Source organism: Achromobacter sp. ACM02 (assembly GCF_014851605.1).
Taxonomy (GTDB): Bacteria; Pseudomonadota; Gammaproteobacteria; order Burkholderiales; family Burkholderiaceae_B; genus Achromobacter; species Achromobacter aegrifaciens.
The window spans coordinates 984058-999375 of record NZ_JACUZY010000001.1 but is presented as its reverse complement, the minus strand read 5'-3'; the positions used below and the strand labels follow the sequence as shown (position 1 = coordinate 999375).

At 66.4% G+C, this 15318-nt stretch carries 16 protein-coding genes; 10 read left to right on the top strand and 6 right to left on the bottom strand.

The window, feature by feature from the left end:
- Positions 1-78 precede the first annotated feature (78 nt).
- The 6 genes from IB258_RS04570 to IB258_RS04545 all read left to right on the top strand — a co-directional run bounded on the left by IB258_RS04570 (position 79) and on the right by IB258_RS04545 (position 6119).
- A complete protein-coding gene (locus tag IB258_RS04570) occupies positions 79-1164 on the top strand; it encodes an ABC transporter ATP-binding protein (protein WP_175213469.1) in 1086 nt (361 codons plus the stop codon).
- Positions 1164-2252 carry an ABC transporter ATP-binding protein gene (locus IB258_RS04565; RefSeq protein WP_192352204.1) on the top strand — a complete coding sequence of 363 codons (1089 nt, stop codon included), beginning with the start codon at positions 1164-1166 and terminating at the stop codon, positions 2250-2252. The genes IB258_RS04570 and IB258_RS04565 overlap by 1 nt, the downstream gene beginning before the upstream one ends.
- On the top strand, positions 2249-3139 hold the full coding sequence (locus IB258_RS04560) for a carbohydrate ABC transporter permease (protein ID WP_054453879.1): 891 nt from the start codon (positions 2249-2251) through the stop codon (positions 3137-3139). Before IB258_RS04565 ends, IB258_RS04560 begins: the two co-directional genes overlap by 4 nt.
- Positions 3132-3944, top strand: coding sequence for a carbohydrate ABC transporter permease (locus IB258_RS04555; protein WP_054453881.1), 813 nt, complete (start codon positions 3132-3134; stop codon positions 3942-3944). Before IB258_RS04560 ends, IB258_RS04555 begins: the two co-directional genes overlap by 8 nt.
- A 19-nt stretch (positions 3945-3963) precedes the next feature.
- Entirely contained in the window at positions 3964-4272 is a 309-nt protein-coding gene (locus tag IB258_RS04550) for a DUF2160 domain-containing protein (protein WP_054453883.1), read from the top strand.
- Positions 4273-4388: 116 nt separating this feature from the next.
- Positions 4389-6119, top strand: a complete 1731-nt coding sequence (locus IB258_RS04545; RefSeq protein WP_054453885.1) for an ABC transporter substrate-binding protein — start codon at positions 4389-4391, stop codon at positions 6117-6119.
- Between the two features lie 60 nt (positions 6120-6179).
- On the opposite strand, the gene IB258_RS04540 is transcribed toward IB258_RS04545, so the two are convergent.
- A complete protein-coding gene (locus IB258_RS04540; protein ID WP_192352203.1) occupies positions 6180-7274 on the bottom strand; it encodes a sensor domain-containing diguanylate cyclase in 1095 nt (364 codons plus the stop codon).
- A gap of 161 nt (positions 7275-7435) precedes the next feature.
- On the opposite strand from IB258_RS04540, the gene IB258_RS04535 reads away from it, so the two are divergent.
- The 3 genes from IB258_RS04535 to IB258_RS04525 all read left to right on the top strand — a co-directional run bounded on the left by IB258_RS04535 (position 7436) and on the right by IB258_RS04525 (position 11338).
- Complete coding sequence (locus IB258_RS04535; protein WP_192352202.1) at positions 7436-8257, top strand: glucose 1-dehydrogenase; 822 nt, start codon at positions 7436-7438, stop codon at positions 8255-8257.
- A 3-nt stretch (positions 8258-8260) separates the two neighbouring features.
- Positions 8261-10078: a glycoside hydrolase family 15 protein gene (locus IB258_RS04530; RefSeq protein WP_175213467.1), complete on the top strand. Its 1818-nt coding sequence runs from the start codon at positions 8261-8263 to the stop codon at positions 10076-10078.
- A 132-nt stretch (positions 10079-10210) separates the two neighbouring features.
- Positions 10211-11338 carry an acyl-CoA dehydrogenase family protein gene (locus IB258_RS04525; protein ID WP_192352201.1) on the top strand — a complete coding sequence of 376 codons (1128 nt, stop codon included), beginning with the start codon at positions 10211-10213 and terminating at the stop codon, positions 11336-11338.
- Between the two features lie 8 nt (positions 11339-11346).
- Here the strand turns inward: IB258_RS04525 and IB258_RS04520 are convergent, their stop codons facing one another.
- The 5 genes from IB258_RS04520 to IB258_RS04500 all read right to left on the bottom strand — a co-directional run bounded on the left by IB258_RS04520 (position 11347) and on the right by IB258_RS04500 (position 13875).
- Positions 11347-11718: a DUF2784 domain-containing protein gene (locus IB258_RS04520; protein WP_192352200.1), complete on the bottom strand. Its 372-nt coding sequence runs from the start codon at positions 11716-11718 to the stop codon at positions 11347-11349.
- A gap of 13 nt (positions 11719-11731) precedes the next feature.
- Entirely contained in the window at positions 11732-12307 is a 576-nt protein-coding gene (locus IB258_RS04515; RefSeq protein WP_054453899.1) for a restriction endonuclease, read from the bottom strand.
- Positions 12308-12340: 33 nt separating this feature from the next.
- Complete coding sequence (locus IB258_RS04510; RefSeq protein ID WP_125473305.1) at positions 12341-12586, bottom strand: RNA-binding S4 domain-containing protein; 246 nt, start codon at positions 12584-12586, stop codon at positions 12341-12343.
- A gap of 34 nt (positions 12587-12620) precedes the next feature.
- Positions 12621-13280 carry a DUF502 domain-containing protein gene (locus IB258_RS04505; protein WP_192352245.1) on the bottom strand — a complete coding sequence of 220 codons (660 nt, stop codon included), beginning with the start codon at positions 13278-13280 and terminating at the stop codon, positions 12621-12623.
- 127 nt (positions 13281-13407) lie between these two features.
- Complete coding sequence (locus tag IB258_RS04500; protein WP_013394098.1) at positions 13408-13875, bottom strand: winged helix-turn-helix transcriptional regulator; 468 nt, start codon at positions 13873-13875, stop codon at positions 13408-13410.
- A 135-nt stretch (positions 13876-14010) separates the two neighbouring features.
- Here IB258_RS04500 and IB258_RS04495 point away from each other — a divergent pair, with 135 nt between their 5' ends.
- The gene (locus IB258_RS04495; protein ID WP_054453905.1) at positions 14011-15312 is read left to right on the top strand and encodes a D-amino acid dehydrogenase; all 1302 of its coding nucleotides are present in this window, start codon (positions 14011-14013) and stop codon (positions 15310-15312) included.
- The last annotated feature ends 6 nt before the right edge of the window (positions 15313-15318 follow it).

The following is a 15318-nucleotide window of genomic DNA, read 5'->3' as shown; positions in this document are numbered from 1 at the left end:
ATGCAGGCCGAGACCGCTGTACCGAATACCGAAGTCCGCCGTAAAAACAGGGACGTATAAGTAGGTAGAGGAGACCAGATGCAGCTGAACTTGGACAGGGTAGGTTTGCGGGCCGGCTCGCAGACGCACCTGTATCCCATGAGCCTGGCCCCCGTCGAGGGCGCCATGACGGTATTGCTGGGGGCCACCCTGGCGGGCAAGACCTCGCTGATGCGCATCATGGCCGGGCTGGACCGGCCCACCGAGGGCCGCGTGCTGGTCGACGGCGCCGACGTGACCGGCGTGCCGGTGCGCCAGCGCAACGTCGCCATGGTCTACCAGCAGTTCATCAATTACCCGTCCATGTCGGTCTACGACAACATCGCTTCGCCGCTCAAGCTGCGCGGGGCGGCGGACATCAGCGAAAAAGTCCGCGCCATGGCGGCGCGGCTGCACATCGACCATCTGCTGGAGCGCTATCCCTCGGAGCTGTCCGGCGGGCAGCAGCAGCGGGTGGCGCTGGCCCGGGCCTTGGCCAAGGACGCGCCGCTCATCCTGCTGGACGAGCCCTTGGTCAACCTGGACTACAAGCTGCGCGAGGAACTGCGCGACGAACTTTCCGAATTGTTCGCCGAAGGGCGCTCCACGGTGGTCTATGCCACGACCGAGCCGGGCGAGGCCCTGTTGCTGGGTGGCCACACCGCGGTGCTGGATGCGGGCGAATTGCTGCAATACGGCCCCACGGCCGAGGTCTTCCATCGCCCCAATTCCATCCGCGTGGCCCGCGCCTTCAGCGACCCGCCCATGAATCTGTTCTCCGCGCGCCGTACGGGGTCGGGCTTCGTGCTGCAGGGAGACCTGGCGGTGGAGCGGGCGCTGCCGCAAGGCGCCGATGCGGAGATCACCGCCGGCCTGCGCGCCGGCGCTCTCGATGTCGAGCCGCGACCCGGCCACATCGCGCTGCCCGGGGTGGTGAAGCTGGCCGAGATCTCCGGATCCGACACCTTCGTGCATGCGCAGACGGCGGCGGGCGACGTGGTGGCGCAACTGCCCGGGGTCCACCGCTACACGCTGGACCACCGCGTACAGTTCTATTTCGACCCGGCGCAGACCTATGCCTTCGGCGCGGGCGGCGCGCTGCTGGCGGCGCCGCGGCAGCCGGCGGGCGCTGGGGAGACGGCCTGATGGCGCAGATCGAGCTGGACCTGTCCCATTCCTACGTGGCGGACCCCAAGACCGACGAGGACTACGCACTGCTGCCGCTTTCGTTCACCTTCAAGGACGGCGGGGCCTACGCCTTGCTGGGTCCGTCCGGCTGCGGCAAGACCACGCTGCTCAATTGCGTGTCGGGCCTGCTGCGGCCGTCGCACGGGCGCATCCTGTTCGACGGCCAGGACGTCACGGACAAGACGCCGCAGGCGCGCAACATCGCCCAGGTGTTCCAGTTCCCGGTGGTGTACGACACCATGACCGTGGCCGAGAACCTGGCGTTTCCGCTGCGCAACCGCGGCATGGCGCCCAAGCTCATCGGCGAGCGCGTCGGGCGCATCGCCGAGATGCTGGAGATGTCGCATGTGCTGGACCGGCGCGCCAGCGGCCTGACCGCCGACGCCAAGCAGAAGATCTCGCTGGGGCGCGGACTGGTGCGCAGCGACGTGTCGGCCATCCTGTTCGACGAGCCGCTGACCGTGATTGATCCGCAGCTCAAATGGGAGCTGCGCCGCAAGCTCAAGGAAATCCACCACGAGTTCAAGCTGACGCTGATCTACGTGACGCACGACCAGACCGAGGCGCTGACCTTTGCCGACGAGGTCATGGTGATGGCGCGCGGCAGGGCGGTGCAGGTCGGGACCGCGGATGACCTGTTCCAGCGGCCGGCACATACCTTCGTGGGCCATTTCATCGGCTCGCCGGGCATGAACTTCCTGCTGGCGCAATGGCGCGACGGCGGCCTGGAGGTGGGCAAGAGCCGCGTCGCCGGGGTGCCGGCGGAGATGGCGGCAAAGCTGGACGGCGCGGGCCCCGTGAAGCTGGGCGTGCGTCCGGAGTACTTGCGCATCACCGAGCCGGGCGCGCCCGGCGCCCTGGCCATGCGCGTCGAGCGGGTGCAGGACGTGGGCACCTACACGCTGCTGGTGGCGGACTTCGAAGGCACGCCGGTGCGCGCCCGGCTGGCCAGCAACATCGTCCCGGCCGCGGCTGGCGGCACGGTCTGGTTGTCGGCGCTGAATCCGCACACCTGCTTTTACCGCGACGAGGAGCTGATCCGATGAAACCCATAGATCACCGGGCCTGGTTCCTGGTCCTGCCCGTGGTGCTGTGCGTGGCGTTCTCGGCCATCTTGCCGCTGATGACCATCGTCAACTATTCGGTGCAGGACATCATCTCGCCCGAGCGCCGCGTCTTCGTCGGCACCGAGTGGTACGCCGCCGTGCTGCAGGATGAAGAACTGCATGGCGCGCTGTTCCGCCAGATCGGCTTTTCGCTGGCCGTGCTGGCCATCGAGATCCCGCTGGGCATCCTGCTGGCACTGTCCATGCCGGCCAGCGGCTGGCGCGCTTCCGCGGTGCTGGTCATCATCGCGCTGTCGCTGCTGATTCCCTGGAACGTGGTCGGCACCATCTGGCAGGTGTTCGGGCGCACCGACATCGGCCTGCTGGGCGCCACGCTGTCCTGGCTGGGGGTGGACTACAACTATACGGGCAACGACGTCGACGCCTGGGTCACGGTGCTGGTCATGGACGTCTGGCATTGGACGCCGCTGGTGGCGCTGCTGTGCTACGCCGGCTTGCGCGCCATCCCCGACGCCTACTACCAGGCCGCCCGCATCGACGGCGCCTCGCGCCTGGCGGTGTTCCGCTATATCCAGCTGCCCAAGATGCGCGGCGTGTTGATGATCGCGGTGCTGCTGCGCTTCATGGACAGCTTCATGATCTACACCGAGCCCTTCGTGCTGACGGGCGGCGGGCCGGGCAACGCCACGACCTTCCTGTCGCAGTACCTGACGCAGAAGGCGGTGGGCCAGTTCGACCTGGGGCCGGCGGCCGCGTTCTCCATCATCTATTTCCTCATCATCCTGCTCTTGTGCTTCATCCTCTACAACTGGATGCAACGCGCCGGCACCACCGGCGGCTTTGACGAGGAGCGCTCAAATGCGTGAGAAAAATTCCCGCTGGCGCGGCGTCTTCCTGACCCTGTACCTGGTCTTCGCCATCCTGCCGCTGTATTGGATGCTGAACATGTCGTTCAAGACCAATACCGAAATCGTCAGCACCCTGACGCTGTGGCCGCGCGACTTCACCTTCGAGCACTACCGCACCATCTTCACCGACCCGGCCTGGTACTCGGGCTACATCAACTCGCTGATCTACGTGGTCATCAACACGGTGATCTCGCTGGCCGTGGCGCTGCCGGCCGCCTACGCCTTTTCGCGCTACCGCTTCATTGGCGACAAGCATGTGTTCTTCTGGCTGCTGACCAATCGCATGACGCCGCCCGCGGTGTTCCTGCTGCCGTTCTTCCAGCTCTATAGCTCCTTCGGCCTGATGGACACGCACCTGGCCGTGGCGCTTGCGCACCTGGTGTTCAACGTGCCGCTGGCGGTCTGGATCCTGGAGGGCTTCATGTCCGGCGTGCCGCGCGAGATCGACGAGACCGCCTACGTCGACGGTTATTCCTTCCCGCGCTTTTTTCTGACGATCTTCCTGCCGTTGATCAAATCGGGCGTGGGCGTGGCGGCGTTCTTCTGCTTCATGTTCAGCTGGGTGGAGCTGCTGCTGGCGCGCACGCTGACCTCGGTCAACGCCAAGCCCATCGTCGCCACCATGACCCGTACCGTATCGGCCTCCGGCATGGACTGGGGCGTGCTTGCTGCGGCGGGGGTGCTGACCATCGTGCCGGGCGGCATCGTCATCTGGTTCGTGCGGCATTACATCGCGAAGGGCTTCGCGATGGGCCGGGTGTAGAGGCAAGGAGGGCGCGCTCATGTTCAGCTGGATGGTATGGACCACTCCCGTCGCCGTGTTCTTTTCCTGCATCGTGCTGATGCTGGTAGGCATGACGGTATGGGAACTGAAATCGCCCACGGCCGAGCGCAAGGGCTTCCTGCCCCTGCGCACCACGCGCGGCGACCGCCTCTTCATCGGCCTGATGGCTGCGGCCTGGCTCAACCTGGCGTTCCTGGGGTTCGGCCAGAAGGCAGCGGAATGGTTTTCGCTGGACGAACCGCCATCGGTGTGGATCAGCTTCATCGCGTCCATGCTGCTGCTGGCTTTCGTCATGAGGAAAGGTTGAAGAGGGGCGCCAGACCCCTCGCGTATTCAAGCGGTTGGTAAGGACTATCGGCCAGCGTCTTCCCCGGCCAGCGGTCCGCAGCAAACGATGGGGAAGACTTATCGAGGAGACAGGTCATGAAATTGCGCATGCACGCCATGGCAGCCGCCATCGCCCTGATCGGGACGTCGGCGGCCTGGGCTGGCGAACCGGAAGCGAAGAAGTGGGTCGATTCGGAGTTCCAGCCTTCATCGCTGTCCAAGGACCAGCAAATGGCCGAGATGAAGTGGTTCATCGAGGCCGCCGCCAAGCTCAAGGCTAAGGGAGTGAATGAAATCAGCGTGGTGTCCGAAACCATCACCACGCACGAATACGAGTCCAAGACGCTGGCCAAGGCTTTTTCCGAGATCACCGGCATCAAGGTCAACCACGACCTGATCCAGGAAGGCGACGTGGTCGAGAAGCTGCAGACCTCGATGCAGTCGGGCAAGTCCATCTACGACGGCTGGATCTCCGATTCCGACCTGATCGGCACGCACTACCGCTACGGCGCCATCCTGCCGCTGTCCGACTACATGGCGGGCGCGGGCAAGGAATGGACCAACCCCAACCTGGACCTGAAGGACTTCATCGGCACCAAGTTCACCACCGCTCCGGACGGCAAGCTCTATCAGCTGCCCGACCAGCAGTTCGCCAACGTCTACTGGTTCCGGGCCGACTGGTTCGCGCGCCAGGACCTGAAGGACAAGTTCAAGGCCAAGTATGGCTACGAGCTGGGCGTGCCCACCAACTGGTCCGCCTATGAGGACATCGCCGACTTCTTCTCCAACGACGTCAAGGAACTGGACGGCAAGAAGGTCTATGGCCACATGGACTACGGCAAGAAGGACCCGTCGCTGGGCTGGCGCTTCACCGACGCTTGGCTCTCCATGGCCGGCGCTGCGGACAAGGGCCTGCCCAACGGCATGCCGGTGGACGAGTGGGGCATCCGCGTGGCGGACGACAAGTGCACCCCGGTCGGCGCGTCGGTCGCGCGCGGCGGCGCCACCAACAGTCCGGCTGCGGTCTATGCCCTGACCAAGTACGTGGACTGGATGAAGAAGTACGCGCCCCAGCAGGCCATGGGCATGACCTTCTCGGAATCCGGCCCGGTGCCGGCCCAGGGCCAGATCGCCCAGCAGATCTTCTGGTACACGGCGTTCACCGCCGACATGACCAAGAAGGGCCTGCCGGTGGTCAACGACGACGGCACGCCGAAGTGGCGCATGGCCCCGTCGCCCTACGGCCCGTACTGGAAGGACGGCATGCAGAACGGCTACCAGGACGTGGGCTCGTGGACCTTCTTCAAGTCCACCAACCCCGACAAGATGGCCGCGGCCTGGCTGTATGCGCAGTTCGTCACGTCCAAGTCGGTGTCGCTGAAGAAGTCCATCACCGGCCTGACCTTCATCCGCGACAGCGACATCAACAGCGAGTTCTTCACCAAGAACGCGGCGAACTACGGCGGCCTGATCGAGTTCTACCGCAGCCCGGCGCGCGTGGCGTGGACGCCCACCGGCAACAACGTGCCTGACTATCCCAAGCTGGCGCAGCTGTGGTGGAAGAACGTCGCCACCGCGGTCACGGGCGAAAAGACTCCGCAGGCCGCCATGGACAACCTGGCCAATGAAATGGATCAGGTCATGGCGCGTCTGGAGCGCGCCGGCATGGCGCAGTGCGCGCCCAAGCTCAACCCCAAGAGCGACCCCAGCAAGTGGCTGTCGGACCAGCACGCGCCGTGGAAGAAGCTGGCCAACGAAAAGCCCAAGGGCGAGACGATCGCCTATGAGAAGCTGCTGGATGCGTGGAAGCAGGGCAAGGTGAGGTAAGCCGGCCGAACGCTGCGCACGGCCTGGACCCGGCATCGCGCCGGGTCCTTTTTTTGCCCGTCAGTGTATGACGCGCGCCGCCTTGCGCGCGCGCTTGACTTCATACATGCGGGCATCGGCCAGGCGTACCGCCGCTTCAGCGTCCAGGCCGCGCGGATCCAGCGCCACCACGCCGACGCTGGCGCCTTCGTACGGGACGGTCGCCTCGCCGAGCTGGTAGCGGCCCACGGTGGCGGCGGTGGCGCGCTCTTCCAGGGAGCGGGCGGCTTCTTCGGCATCGCCGCGCGGCGCGTGCACGCCATGGGGGCCGTCCCCCGCTACCAAAGCAGGGCCGGGGCCGATCAGCACGAATTCGTCGCCGCCTATGCGGCCCAGCATGTCAGAGCCGCGCAGGGCCGCGGAGATCCGGCGCGATACCTCCTGCAGGAACACGTCGCCTTGCTGGTGGCCGTAGACGTCGTTGATGCCCTTGAAACCGTCCAGGTCGATCACGCCGACCAGCACGCTGCCGCCTTCGCGGATGGCGCGCGCCTGCAAGCGGTCGAGCGCCTCGTAAAGCGCGCGGCGGTTGGGCAGGCCGGTCAGGGTGTCGGTGAGCGCATATGACATGAGCTGGACGTTGGCCGCGTGCAGCTGCTCCATCAGCATTTCGCGTTCCAGGAAGCGGGCGATCACGCTGGAGAACAGTTTCAGCACCGATTCGGCCTGCGGTTCGATCTGGTGTCGCGTGGCGCTGGCGGCGCACAGGGTGCCGAACAGCACGCCGTCATCGGTGCGCACCGGCGCGCTCAGATAGGTTTGTATGCCCAGTTGCCGGGCCGCGTCGGAATCCGGCCAGCAGCTGGAGACATCGCTGGTGCACATGCGGCCTTCGTCCAGCGCGCGTTTGCACAGGGTGTCGTCCCAGGGCACGGACAGGCCTTCGGGGATTTGCAGTGTGCCGGCGTTGCGCGCGTAGCGGATGCTCTGGAGATCCGCCTTCAGGTCGATGGACGTGAGATAGGTGGATTCCAGCCCGGTCACCGCGCCCAGCATGTCCAGCAGCGGTCGCGTCAGCTGTTCGACCGACTTGGCCTCGGGCAGGGTGGTCGACAGTTCTGCAAGTATTGGATCCAGCACGGCGTCTCCAGGAAGCATGGGCATACGGTTGGGCATATGAACCTGCGGCCCGACGCTCCGTGAGGAGCGCGGGCCGCGCATGTCCGCCATTATGCACGCTGTGCCGCGGGTTGCATGTAACCCGCTCGCGGGACTACGCTGGACGTTCTACACGCGGCGGCCGGGCTCGATGCGTAGCGGCCGCCAGGGAGGCAGGCATGCATCACGCGAGCGAACTGCGCGGCCGGGTGGCCGTGGTGACAGGCGCATCTTCCGGCATAGGCCGGGCCATCGCGATCGGGCTGGCGGCCGCTGGCGCGCAGGTGGTGGTGAATCATCGCGCGGGCGGTGATTCTCAGGGGCGGGCCGCCGCCGTCGCCGAAGCGATCCAGCGGCAGGGCGGTTCGGCCGTCACCGCGGCCGCCGACATCAGCAAGGAGCCCGAGGTGGAGCACCTGTTTGCGCAGGTGCTGCAGCATTACGGGCGCCTGGACATCCTGGTCAACAACGCGGGCATAGAGCATCCCGCGCCGATTGCGGACATGACGCTGGCCGACTGGCAGCGCGTCATCGACGTGAACCTGACGGGGCAGTTCCTGTGCGCGCGCGCCGCTGCGCAGCAGTTCCAGTCACAGCCGGTCGACCCGGCGCGGCAGGGATTGGCGGCGGGCAACATCCTCTTCATCAGTTCCGTGCACGAGGTCATACCCTGGGCCTTCCAGGTGAATTACGCGGCGTCCAAGGGCGGCGTATCGATGCTGATGAAATCCCTGGCGCAGGAGCTGGCGCCGGCCCGGATACGCGTCAATTCGATTGCGCCGGGCGCCATACGCACGGCTATCAACCAGCCGGCCTGGGATACGCCGGAAAGCCTGGCCAGGCTGTTGCAGCTGATTCCCTACGGCCGCATCGGCGAACCCGAAGACGTGGCGCGGGCCGCCGTCTGGCTCGCCAGCGACGCCTCGGATTACGTCACCGGCACGACCTTGTTCGTCGACGGCGGCATGACGCTGTATCCCGAATTCCGGGGCGCGGGCTAGGCCATGTCCAAGCCCCTGGAAGACTATGGCTTGATCGGCAACATGCTGTCGGCTGCGCTGGTGGCGCGCGACGGCTCCATCGACTGGCTGTGCCTGCCGCACTTCGATTCCCCCGCCTGCTTCGCGGCGCTGCTGGGCGATGAACGGCACGGGCGCTGGCGCATTGCGCCGCACGCGCAGCGCTGCACGGTGTCGCGCCGTTATGTGCCGGATACCGCGGTGCTGGAAACGCGCTACGAAACCAGCTCGGGGACGGCGCTGCTGTACGACTTCATGCCCTTGAGCGACGACGACGAGCGCGCCGACGTGGTGCGCATCGTGCGCGGCGAATCCGGACACGTGCAGATGGACATGGAGATGGCGCTGCGCTTCAACTATGGGCAGGCCGTTCCCTGGGTGCGCCGGCGCGACTATGGCCTGAGCGCCATCGCGGGCCCCGACGCGGTCGAACTGCACACGCCGGTGGACCTGGCGGGGCACGAACTCACCACCACGGCGCGCTTCACCGTGCATCCGGGCCGGGTGGTGCCGTTTACGCTGTCCTACCACCGTTCGCACCGCACGCCGCACTTCGTGCCGGATCGCGTGGAAAGCATGGACCGCACCATTTCCTGGTGGCAGGAATGGGCCAAGCGCTGCCGCTGGGAGGGCAGCGAAGAAGGGCGCGAGGCCGTGGTGCGCTCGCTGATTACCTTGAAGCTGCTGACCTTCCAGCCCACCGGTGGCATCATTGCCGCGCCTACCACCTCGCTGCCGGAGGCCCTGGGCGGCAGCCGCAACTGGGACTACCGGCATTGCTGGCTGCGCGATTCGGCGCTGACCCTCTACGCCTTGCTCAATGCCGGCTACCGCGAGGAGGCCGAGGCCTGGCGCCAATGGCTGTTGCGCGCGGTAGCCGGGCATCCCGACCAGTTGCAGATCATGTACGGCATCGCGGGCGAACGCTGGCTGCCCGAACTGGAAATCCCCTGGCTGCCGGGCTATGAGGGCAGCCTGCCGGTGCGTCGGGGCAACGGCGCCGCCGGCCAGAGCCAGCTGGACGTCTATGGCGAACTCATCGAAACCCTGTATGCGGCGCGCGCCGCGGATCTGGCGCCGCTGGCCGAGGCCTGGCGCCTGCAGAACGTGCTGCTGGAGCCATTGAAGCGCCGTTGGCAGGACCTGGACCACGGCATCTGGGAAGTTCGCGGCGAGCGCCGCGCCTTCACCCATTCGCGCCTGATGTGCTGGGTGGCCTTCGACCGCGCGGTGCAATCCTGTGATCGCTTCGGCCTGCGCGGGCCGCGCGATGAATGGCAGCGGCTTGCCGACCGCATCCGGGCGGACATCTGCAAGCACGGCTACAACCAGGCGCGCGGCAGCTTCGTGCAGAGCTATGGATCTGATGAGCTGGATGCCAGCCTGCTGCTCATCCCCCAGGTGGGTTTCCTGCCCGCGGACGATCCGCGGGTGGCGGGGACGGTGCGCGCCATCGAGCGCGAACTGCTGCGCGATGGCCTGCTGCTGCGCTACTCCAATCAGCATGCCAGCGACGGCCTGCCGGGCGACGAAGGCGTGTTCCTGGCCTGCAGCTTCTGGCTGGCCGACGCCTACGTCATGCAGGGGCGCATCGATGACGCCGAACGCCTGTTCGAGCGGCTGCTGGCGCTGCGCAACGACCTGGGCCTGCTGGCCGAGGAATACGACGTAGGCCGGCGCCGCCTGGTGGGCAATTTCCCGCAGGGGTTCTCGCATATCGGGCTGGTCAATACCGCCTACAACCTGAGCCGGGCGAGCGGCCCGGCGCGTCAGCGCAGCGAGCAGGACGCGCCGCGGGAATAGGCCGCGCGGCGGCGTCCAGCGCCTGCCGGCGCGGTGTATTCTGGCGATCTGACGGCCGCCCCAAGTCGGGCGCCGAACCGCAGAACAGAGCAGGCCGCGCATCGGCCGCCACCGCATCCAGGAGAGACAAGCATGCTTTTGACCGACGAACAGCGCAGCGTCCAGGAAATGGCGCGCCGCTTCGCGCAGGAGCGCCTGGCGCCCAACTCGGAACGCTGGGACCGCGACCATCACTATCCCGCCGACGCCATCGCCGAAATGGCGCAGCTGGGCTTTTTCGGCATGCTGGTGCCCGAAGCCTGGGACGGCAATGACAGCGGCTATATCTCGTATGCGGTCGCGCTGGAGGAAATCGCGGCCGGCAATGGCGCCTGCTCCACCATCATGAGCGTGCACAATTCGGTGGCCTGCATGCCCATCCTGAAGTTCGGTACCGACGCGCAGAAAGAACAGTTCCTGCGTCCGCTGGCAACGGGCGAGCATATCGGCGCCTTCGCGCTGACCGAGCCGCAGGCGGGGTCGGACGCCAGCAGCCTGCACACCCGGGCGCGCCGCGATGGCGACGACTACATCCTGAATGGCGCCAAGCAGTTCATCACGTCGGGGCGCAGCGGCCAGGTCGTGATCGTATTCGCCGTGACCGACCCGGATGCCGGCAAGCGCGGCATCTCGGCCTTCATCGTGCCCACCGACACCCCAGGCTACAAGGTGCTGCGGGTGGAAGACAAGCTCGGCCAGCATGCGTCCGACACCTGCCAGATCGCGTTCGAGGACATGCGCATTCCAGCGGCTTACCGGCTGGGCGCGGAGGGCGAAGGCTACAAGATCGCCCTGTCCAACCTGGAGGGCGGGCGCATCGGCATCGCGTCCCAGTCGGTGGGCATGGCGCGCGCGGCCTACGAGTGCGCGCGCGACTACGCGCGCGACCGGCAGGCCTTCGGCAAACCCATCATGGAGCATCAGGCGGTCGCGTTCCGGCTGGCCGACATGGCCACGCAGATCCATGCGGCGCGCCAGATGGTGCTGCATGCGGCAGCCTTGCGCGAGGCCGGCAGGCCGGCGCTGACGGAAGCGTCCATGGCCAAGCTGTTCGCCTCCGAGATGGCCGAGAAGGTCTGCTCCGCCGCCATCCAGACCCTGGGCGGCTACGGCTATCTGAAGGACTTTCCGGTGGAACGCATCTATCGCGACGTGCGCGTCTGCCAGATCTATGAAGGCACCAGCGACATCCAGCGCCTGGTGATCGCCCGGGCCCTGTGAACGAAAGGCTAGGCCGGCAGGCGCCGGCCGCGCCGCGCCCACAGCGTGTAGACGACGATGTTGCCCACGATCAGCAAGGCCGCCAGTACGATCTGCGTGCCGCGGGTGATGCCTTCGGGGTAGATCAGCGCCAGTATGTAGTGTTCGATGAAGCCGCCGCCATAGCCTTGCTGGCCGGCCTGCTGGCGCAGCGAAATCTCCAGCGGCGTCAACGGGCAGATCCAGCCCATGCCTATCACCAGCGCGCCCCAGGCCAGCGCGGGCAGGTGCAGGTAGGCGATCCAGCGCTTCCACAACGCCAGCAGGCCGCCCAATACGACGAAGGCAACGAAGAGGCCGTGCACGATGAGCACCAGGTCGGCGAGCAGTCGATAGCTCATGGCCGTGTCCGCCTCAGGGCTTGAGGTCCCGCAGCAGCTTGGCCAGTTCAGGCGCGGTCATCAGCGACACGCCTTGCGACTTGGCGTATTGCAGGGCGTTGTCCGAGACCTCGCCCAGCGCAATGTAGATGGCTTCGCGCGCGCCGCGCTTCTCGCGCGCCGCCTGCAGTTCGCGCAAGGGTTCGACGCCGACGCGGGCGGCCTTCCAGCGCTTGGCGCTGACCATGGCGACATGGCCGTCCTTGCTCAGCGCGAAATCGGCGCCGGGCAATTGCAGGCGCTGCACTTCACAGCCGTCGCGGCGAAAGCCCGCTTCGACGGTTTTGGAAAATTCCGCCCAGGACATGCCGGCGGCGGCTTCGGCCACGGCCTGCACCCGCGCGCCCGAGGGCGCGCGCAATTGCTTGTAGGCCGCCATGATGGCGATGACCGCGAACGGCACCGCGGCGAACACGCCCATCGCGGCGTACTCCAGCGGCAGCGCGGCAAAGCCGGCGGCCGACAGCAGCACGGCCACGCCGGCGCTCATCCACCAGGGCGAGCGCAGCAGCACCGCAAAAATGGAGTTCTGGGACATCTTGAGTTTCATGGCGGCTCGCGGTGATGCGTGGTGTGGAGGGCTTCAGGCGTCTGCGTCGCCGGCGTCGGGGCCGCGCACGACGATGCGCACGTCGCCGCAGGTCACGATCTGGCCGGCGCGGATCTTGGCCGTCTTGCGGCTTTCGACCACGCCGCCCACGCTGACGTGGCCTTCGGCCACCAGCATCTTGCCCGCGCCGCCGCTGTCGCACACGCCGGTGGCCTTGAGCAGCTGGTTCACTTCAATATAGGGGCTGCCTTCGGCCAGCGTGAATTCGATGATGGGCATAGCGAGAGTCTGGTAGAGGTTGGGGGCGGGGCGCTCAGGCTTGGCCGCCGCCGTTGGCGCCGTCCTGGGCAGGGGCGGGGGGCTCCTGCGCGGCGGGACGGTTGTTGCTGGTTTCGGCGCGAGCCATCCAGGCGATCAGGGACGAACGCATGGCTTCCTCGACCGACATCTGGATGGGCTGGACCCATTCCTGCGGCACGAACACGGTATAGCCGCCGATCATGTAGCCCATCGGCAGGTATACGGCCACGCGCTCGCCCTGGGTGAACCCTTCGGGCAAGCCTTCCATGCTGCGGCGGGTGACCAGGCCGACCAGTTCCAGCTGCTGGCCCGGTACTCGCAGGATCACGACCTGCTGGGCGGTGTTCTTGGAACTGGGCGAAAAATAGTCCGCGAAGCTCTTGAGCGACGAATAGATGCTCTTGACCACCGGCAGGTTGGTGAACGGCATTTCCAGCAGCACCAGCACGCGCTGCACGCGTTCCTTGGACACCAGGTAGCCGATGGCCAGGATGCCGAGGATGCCCAGCGCCAGGCCCATGCCCGGCACATAGAACCCGCCGATGAAGGGGCGCAGGAAGGTCAGCGCCACGGCTTCGGTCCACGCCAGGAAGATATAGAGCAGGTAGATCGTCAGGGCCAGCGGCAGGACGGTGATCAGGCCGCGGAAGAAGTATTTATAGAGGCGAGTCATAGACATAGGCAAATAAATCAGGGTCGGATTACGCGGCAAAGGCACGCGCCGAAGGGCCGCCAGCATAGCAGCCGGCGCGGGCCCGACAGGTAACAATCGGCATGCGATCAGCGGAAGCGGCGCGCGCCTAGCGGTCCACGGGCAGGTACAGGGTCTCCTTGATCTCCTCCATGACCACGTAGCTGCGCGATTCAGCGGACGCGGGCAGGCGCTTGAGGATTTCGCCGAGGAGACGGCGGTATTCGTTCATTTCGGTCAGGCGGGCCTTGACCAGGTAGTCGAAGTCGCCGGACACCAGATGGCATTCCATGACTTCGGGCACGTACAGCAGCTCTTTCTTGACCTTGTCGAACACGTCGCCGGATTTGGCCGACAGCTTGATCTCCAGGAAGACGAGCAGGTTCTTGCCCAGCGCCGCCGGATTGACGCGCGCATGGTAACCCGTGATGACGCCTTCGCGCTCCATGCGCTTGACGCGGTCGGAGCAGGGGGTGGCGGACAGGCTGATCCGGTCGGCCAGTTCGGTCACGGAAATGCGGCCTTCCCGCTGCAGGATATCCAGGATTTTCAGGTCGATACGGTCTAGCTCGCGCATTTCACTTTTGGCGATCGAAAAACAGGAGGCGGCCGGGAAAAAGCACTGGCAAAGCAAAATCTTCAGTGCTTTTCACTGCTGAGAGGCCCATAGACTACCGAAATTCCTGAACAAAACCAATCACCGGAAAGAATCATGCACGTCATCGTCCTCGGCAGCGGCGTCATCGGCACCACCACCGCCTACTATCTGGCCCGCCAAGGCGCCAAAGTCACGGTGCTGGACCGCCAGCCTTCGGCGGCGCAAGAGACCAGCTACGCCAACGCCGGACAGGTTTCGCCGGGCTATTCCACGCCGTGGGCCGCGCCCGGCATTCCGCTGAAGGCCATCAAGTGGCTGTTCCAGAAACACGCTCCGCTGGCCATACGCCTGGACGGCAGCCTGTTCCAGCTGAAATGGATGGCGTCCATGCTGGCCAACTGTTCGGCCGAACGGTACTCGGTGAACAAGGAGCGCATGCTGCGCCTGTCCGAGTACAGCCGCGATTGCCTGCGCGAACTGCGCCAGTCCACCGGCATCCACTACGAGGAACGCACCCGCGGCACCTTGCAGCTGTTCCGCACCGAGGCCCAGCTGGAAGCCGCGCGCCGCGACATCGCGGTGCTGGAAGAAGTGGGCGTGCCCTACGAACTGCTGGACCGCAACCGCCTGGTGACGGCCGAGCCCGCCCTGGCGCGCTCGCTGCACAAGCTGAGCGGCGGCCTGCGCCTGCCCAACGACGAAACCGGCGACTGCCAACTGTTCACGACGCGTCTGGCCGAAATGGCCAAGGGCCTGGGCGTGGAATTCCGTTACGGCCAGACGGTGTCGGGCCTGAACACGGCCGGCGGCCAGATCACCGGCGTGCGCGTGGGCAATGAAGTCCTGACCGCCGATCGCTATGTCGCCGCCTTCGGCAGCTACACGCGCGACTTCCTCAAGCCGCTGGACCTGGACCTGCCGGTGTATCCGCTCAAGGGCTACTCGCTGACCATCCCCATGGCGGACGAATCGGCCGCGCCGGTTTCGACCATCCTGGACGAAACCTACAAGATCGCCGTCACGCGTTTCGACCAGCGCATCCGCGTGGGCGGCATGGCCGAGATCGCGGGCTTCGACCTGCGCCTGAAGGAGGCCCGCCGCAAGACGCTGGAACTGGTCGTCAACGACCTGTTCCCGGGCAGCGGCCACGTGGCCCAGGCCGAGTTCTGGACCGGCCTGCGTCCCATGACGCCGGACGGCACGCCGGTGGTCGGCGCGACCCGCTACGGCAACCTGTACCTGAACACCGGCCACGGCACGCTGGGCTGGACCATGGCCTGCGGCTCGGGCAAGCTGGTGGCCGATCTGGTCATGGGCCAGCGTCCCGCCATCCGCACCGACGGCCTGGGCCTGTCGCGCTATGACCGCAAGGCGGCGTCCAGCCAGTCGCTGGTGCTGGACGGCAAGAGCGCCTGATTCCGC

Coding starts and splice junctions, on each gene's coding strand:
- IB258_RS04570 (WP_175213469.1), top strand. CDS start 79: ATGCAGCTGAACTTGGACAGGGTAGGTTTGCGGGCCGGCTCGCAGACG.
- IB258_RS04565 (WP_192352204.1), top strand. CDS start 1,164: ATGGCGCAGATCGAGCTGGACCTGTCCCATTCCTACGTGGCGGACCCC.
- IB258_RS04560 (WP_054453879.1), top strand. CDS start 2,249: ATGAAACCCATAGATCACCGGGCCTGGTTCCTGGTCCTGCCCGTGGTG.
- IB258_RS04555 (WP_054453881.1), top strand. CDS start 3,132: ATGCGTGAGAAAAATTCCCGCTGGCGCGGCGTCTTCCTGACCCTGTAC.
- IB258_RS04550 (WP_054453883.1), top strand. CDS start 3,964: ATGTTCAGCTGGATGGTATGGACCACTCCCGTCGCCGTGTTCTTTTCC.
- IB258_RS04545 (WP_054453885.1), top strand. CDS start 4,389: ATGAAATTGCGCATGCACGCCATGGCAGCCGCCATCGCCCTGATCGGG.
- IB258_RS04540 (WP_192352203.1), bottom strand. CDS start 7,274: ATGCCCAACCGTATGCCCATGCTTCCTGGAGACGCCGTGCTGGATCCA.
- IB258_RS04535 (WP_192352202.1), top strand. CDS start 7,436: ATGCATCACGCGAGCGAACTGCGCGGCCGGGTGGCCGTGGTGACAGGC.
- IB258_RS04530 (WP_175213467.1), top strand. CDS start 8,261: ATGTCCAAGCCCCTGGAAGACTATGGCTTGATCGGCAACATGCTGTCG.
- IB258_RS04525 (WP_192352201.1), top strand. CDS start 10,211: ATGCTTTTGACCGACGAACAGCGCAGCGTCCAGGAAATGGCGCGCCGC.
- IB258_RS04520 (WP_192352200.1), bottom strand. CDS start 11,718: ATGAGCTATCGACTGCTCGCCGACCTGGTGCTCATCGTGCACGGCCTC.
- IB258_RS04515 (WP_054453899.1), bottom strand. CDS start 12,307: ATGAAACTCAAGATGTCCCAGAACTCCATTTTTGCGGTGCTGCTGCGC.
- IB258_RS04510 (WP_125473305.1), bottom strand. CDS start 12,586: ATGCCCATCATCGAATTCACGCTGGCCGAAGGCAGCCCCTATATTGAA.
- IB258_RS04505 (WP_192352245.1), bottom strand. CDS start 13,280: ATGACTCGCCTCTATAAATACTTCTTCCGCGGCCTGATCACCGTCCTG.
- IB258_RS04500 (WP_013394098.1), bottom strand. CDS start 13,875: ATGCGCGAGCTAGACCGTATCGACCTGAAAATCCTGGATATCCTGCAG.
- IB258_RS04495 (WP_054453905.1), top strand. CDS start 14,011: ATGCACGTCATCGTCCTCGGCAGCGGCGTCATCGGCACCACCACCGCC.